The sequence below is a fragment of the Microbacterium sp. SD291 genome (assembly GCF_017355365.1).
Lineage (GTDB): Bacteria > Actinomycetota > Actinomycetes > Actinomycetales > Microbacteriaceae > Microbacterium.
The window spans coordinates 1-3,985 of sequence record NZ_JADIJR010000063.1 but is presented as its reverse complement, the minus strand read 5'-3'; the positions used below and the strand labels follow the sequence as shown (position 1 = coordinate 3,985).

Annotated in this window: 4 protein-coding genes and 2 pseudogenes; 3 read left to right on the top strand and 3 right to left on the bottom strand. The window is 70.3% G+C overall.

Annotation, left to right across the window (positions count from 1 at the left end):
- Together IPV10_RS16730 and IPV10_RS16725 are read right to left on the bottom strand one after the other, a co-directional pair.
- Positions 1-230, bottom strand: a pseudogene (locus tag IPV10_RS16730) (prepilin peptidase); the annotation flags it as partial.
- 80 nt (positions 231-310) lie between these two features.
- The gene (locus tag IPV10_RS16725) at positions 311-601 is read right to left on the bottom strand and encodes a DUF1905 domain-containing protein (protein WP_207485783.1); all 291 of its coding nucleotides are present in this window, start codon (positions 599-601) and stop codon (positions 311-313) included.
- A gap of 110 nt (positions 602-711) precedes the next feature.
- Between IPV10_RS16725 and IPV10_RS16720 the strand changes: the two genes are divergently transcribed.
- Entirely contained in the window at positions 712-1,395 is a 684-nt protein-coding gene (locus IPV10_RS16720; RefSeq protein ID WP_207485782.1) for an SGNH/GDSL hydrolase family protein, read from the top strand.
- A gap of 13 nt (positions 1,396-1,408) precedes the next feature.
- Here the strand turns inward: IPV10_RS16720 and IPV10_RS16715 are convergent, their stop codons facing one another.
- Positions 1,409-2,410, bottom strand: a complete 1,002-nt coding sequence (locus IPV10_RS16715; RefSeq protein ID WP_207485780.1) for an aldo/keto reductase — start codon at positions 2,408-2,410, stop codon at positions 1,409-1,411.
- 151 nt (positions 2,411-2,561) lie between these two features.
- On the opposite strand from IPV10_RS16715, the gene IPV10_RS16710 reads away from it, so the two are divergent.
- Entirely contained in the window at positions 2,562-3,365 is an 804-nt protein-coding gene (locus IPV10_RS16710; protein ID WP_207485778.1) for a hypothetical protein, read from the top strand.
- Positions 3,362-3,985 (top strand): annotated as a pseudogene (locus IPV10_RS16705) (DNA polymerase Y family protein); the annotation flags it as partial. The gene IPV10_RS16710 and the pseudogene IPV10_RS16705, both read left to right, overlap by 4 nt.

The following is a 3,985-nucleotide window of genomic DNA, read 5'->3' as shown; positions in this document are numbered from 1 at the left end:
ACGGCGTAGAAGCCGCCGAGGATGAGCATGCCGAGCGCTGCGCCGACCAGCCGCCCGCTCTCGCCCGTCGCGATCGCATCGACGGCGGCGAGCAGCGCCACGGCCGCGAGCGTCGGCAGCACGATCAGGTTGGGCAGCCGGTGCGTGCGCGCATCGATCACGACGAGCCACGCCGCGACGCCGAGGAGGGCGGCGTGCGCGAGCACGACGATCACGGTGCTCAGGTCCATTCCGGAAGGCTAGAGGATCCGGGGATGCCGTGCAGCGGGCCTGTGGATGAATCGCACGCAGCTGGTGAATCGTGCACGGGTCACAGGTCGATGATGTCGAGGTCGACGATGATCAGGTCGCCCTCGGAGATCCCCTGCGCGTCGCGGATCGCCTTCTTCAGCGGAAGCACGAACGCGGAGCCCTCGAAGAAGATCGAGGTGTTCCAGATCGAGGCTCCGATCCTGGCCTGCACGCGGAGCGACCCGAAGCCGCGCGGCGGCGAGGGGAGCTCGCGCAGCTCGACCGAGAGCTCCTCCGGCATGGTCGCGAAGAACCAGGAGTCGACGCGCTTCTCCCACCTGGTGACAGGGCTCTCGAACTCGATCCGCATGCGCTCAGCATGCCATCATGTGGTGGCCGTCACACTCGTTCGCGCGCGGTCGTCGCCGACCGTGCCGAGCCGTCTCCCATCCGACGGGAGGACCGCGCCGAACCACAGGTATGCGCCGCCTCCGAACTTCCGCGTCCGTCGTCGCCCTCGCCCTCGGCCTCAGTGCCTGCAGCGCCGCACCAGCGCTCGACGCCTCGGCCCCACCGGGAAGCGGACCGCTCGTCGCGTTCTACGGAGACTCCTACACGCTCGGCACCGGTGCGAGCGACACTTCGCTGCGCTGGTCGACCGTCATCAGCGAGGACCGCGGATGGCGCGAGATCAACCCGAGCGTCAACGGCCTCGGATTCGTGAACCACCGCACCAGCTTCGGCGAGGACGACCTGCCGGAACTCGTCATCGCACAGAGGCCCGACATCGTGTTCGTCACGATGGGCCTGAACGACACCTTCAGCTACGACCGCCGCGCCGACCTCATCCACGACACGATCACCGCCGACCTCACCCGCATACGCGACGCGCTCCCAGCGGCCCGGATCATCGTCGTCGAGCCGTTCTGGTACACAGAGACGCGCCCCGAATCGCTGGAGCAGATCATCGCCTGGATCGAGGATGCCGCCGCCGAGGTCGGCGCGGACTGGATACCGGGTGCGAGCCGCTGGCTCGACGGGCACCACGCGGGGTCGGCGGACAGCTGGATGGCGTCCGACGGGCTGCATCCGTCCGACGTCGGCTACGAGCACCTCGCCGAGCAGATGGATGCCGCGCTGACGCGCCTCGATCCGCCGCTCTGATCAGCCGAGGCCGTCAGGCCGGCTTCGAGGCGAGGACGGCGAGGCGGGCGAGCTCGTCTTCGGTGAGGGCAGCGCCGTCGAGTGCTCGGAGGGAGTCCTCCAGCTGGCGCACGCTCGACGCTCCGATGAGCGCACTCGTCACGGCCGGGTCGCGCAGCACCCACTGGATCGCGAGCTGCGCGAGCGTCTGTCCGCGCGAGATGGCGATCTCGTTGAGTGCCTTCGCCCGATCGAGGTACTCCTGCGTGATGTTCGACTCGGTCATCCAACGCCCCGTCGCCGCCCGGGAGTCGCTGGGGATGCCCTTCAGGTAGCGATCCGTGAGCAGTCCCTGATCCAGCGGGGAGAAGGCGATCGCGCCGGACCCCAGTTCAGTGAGGGTGTCGAGCAGACCCAGCTCCTCGATGCGGCGGTCGAACATGTTGTAGCGCGGCTGGTGGATCGTCAGCGGCACACCCTCGGCGCGCAGCGCAGCGGCGGCTGCCCGCGTCTCCTCCGGCGTGTAGTAGTTCGAGATTCCGGCATACAGCGCCTTGCCCTGCCGCACGGCTGCGGCCAGGGCAGCCATGGTCTCCTCGATCGGGGTCTCCGGGTCGGGGCGGTGCGAGTAGTAGATGTCCACGTAGTCGAGCCCCAGCCTCTTCAGCGACTGGTCCAGCGATGCGACCATGGTCTTGCGCGAGCCCCACTCGCCGAACGGGCCGTCCCACATCCGATAGCCCGCCTTCGTCGAGATGATGAGCTCATCGCGGTAGGGCCGGAAATCGAGCTTGTGGATGCGGCCGTAGTTGCGCTCGGCGCTTCCGGCAGGCGGGCCGTAGTTGTTGGCCAGATCGAAGTGGAACACGCCCAGGTCGAAAGCGCGACGCAGAATCGCGCGCTGGTCCTCGAGAGTGCGATCTTCGCCGAAGTTGTTCCACAGCCCCAGCGAGACGCGCGGCAGGATGAGGCCGCTCCGCCCGGAGCGCGCGGTCGTGATCGATTCGTACCTGGACGGTTCAGCGGTGTACGTCATGGTCCTGCTTTCTCGGGGAGGGGGTCGAGTCCACTATTCCATCCGGTCGAGGTCGGCGAACGGGCCGGGTGCCTCGAGCGAATGTCCGACGTTCGAAATAGCGTCAGCATCTCCACTTGCTTTACTAGTACATATATTCGAGGATGGATGCATGGGGATCGGGCTCGATGCGGTGACCGCGCTCTCTCCGGCCGGCGACTCCCGCGCCGGAGAGGTGCTGCGGCTGCGCCGTGAGATCAGCCGGATGCAGCGCAGGCGCAGCGAGCATCCGCTGCTCCCCCTCGACCCCGCATTCTCCGCGCTGCTGCCGGAGGAGGGGCTGCAGACCGGCACCGCGTACACGGTCTCCCCGTCGCCCAGCCTCGTGCTCGCGCTGCTCAGCGCGGCATCGCAGAAGGGGCTCTGGTGCGCCGTGGTCGGCATGCCCACCCTCGGGGTCGAGGCGGCCGCCGCGTTCGGGATCGCGTTGCCCCGGCTCATCCTCGTACCCGAGCCGGGAGACCGCTGGCTGGCCGCGACCTCGGCCCTCGCCGAGGTCGTCCCGCTGATCGCCGTGCACCCCGGCTCCCGTGCGCGCGATGCGGATGTGTCGAGGCTGAGCGCCCGGCTGCGCGACCGCGGCTGCACGCTGCTCGTCGCATCGGAGGGGCTGGTCGCATCGGAGGGGCTCGTCGCCGAATCCGCGACCTCTGCGGCCTGGCCGCAGAGCGAGGGGACGATCCGCCTCCACGACCAGCACTGGCACGGCATCGGCGAGGGATGGGGGCTGATCGAGGGCTCGACCGCCACTGTGACCGCGCGCACCAGGCGGAGCCCCGCCCCGTCGAGTGTGCGGGTGCGGCTGCCAGGGGCACATGGTGCTGTCGAACCCGTGCTCCCGGAGCTCGCAGCTCTCCCCGCGCTGCGCGTGGAGGCGCTGGCCGCAGACGGCTCCGGCTGGGCGGTGGCCGGATGACCTCCCCGCTCCGCGTCCTGGTGCTGTGGTTCCCCGACTGGCCGCTGCGGGCGGCGCTCGGGGCTGCTCCCCCGCATCCGCCGACCGCCCTGGTGCACGCGAACGCGGTCGTCGCCTGCACCGCCTCCGCCCGTGAGCACGGAGTCCGCGCCGGCCAGCGCCGCCGCGTCGCGCAGGGGCATCTCTCCTCGCTGCGGGTGCTCCCGCACGATCCGCCCCGCGATGAACGGACCTTCCTGCCGGTGCTGCAGCTCATCGAGAAGCACGCGCCGGGAGCCACCCTGCTGCGCCCCGGTCTCGCCGTGCTCCGCGCCCGCGGCGTCTCGCGCTATCACGGCGGCGAGGCCGAGGCGGGGCGGGCCCTGATCTCGATCCTCGCCGAGGCCGGATTCCCGGAGGTGCGCGTCGGCATCGCCGACGGCCCGTTCACCGCCGAGCTCGCCGCGCGGGGACCGGAGCCCTGCACGGTGATCCCGGCGGGTCTCGCCGGCGAGTTCCTCGACCCCCTTCCGGTGCAGGTGCTCCGGGACGACCAGCTCACCGGGCTCCTGGTCCGGCTCGGGGTGCGCACTCTCGGCGAGTTCGCCGCTCTCGACGGACTCGAGGTGCAGAGCCGATTC

Coding starts and splice junctions, on each gene's coding strand:
- IPV10_RS16725 (WP_207485783.1), bottom strand. CDS start 601: ATGCGGATCGAGTTCGAGAGCCCTGTCACCAGGTGGGAGAAGCGCGTC.
- IPV10_RS16710 (WP_207485778.1), top strand. CDS start 2,562: ATGGGGATCGGGCTCGATGCGGTGACCGCGCTCTCTCCGGCCGGCGAC.
- IPV10_RS16720 (WP_207485782.1), top strand. CDS start 712: ATGCGCCGCCTCCGAACTTCCGCGTCCGTCGTCGCCCTCGCCCTCGGC.
- IPV10_RS16715 (WP_207485780.1), bottom strand. CDS start 2,410: ATGACGTACACCGCTGAACCGTCCAGGTACGAATCGATCACGACCGCG.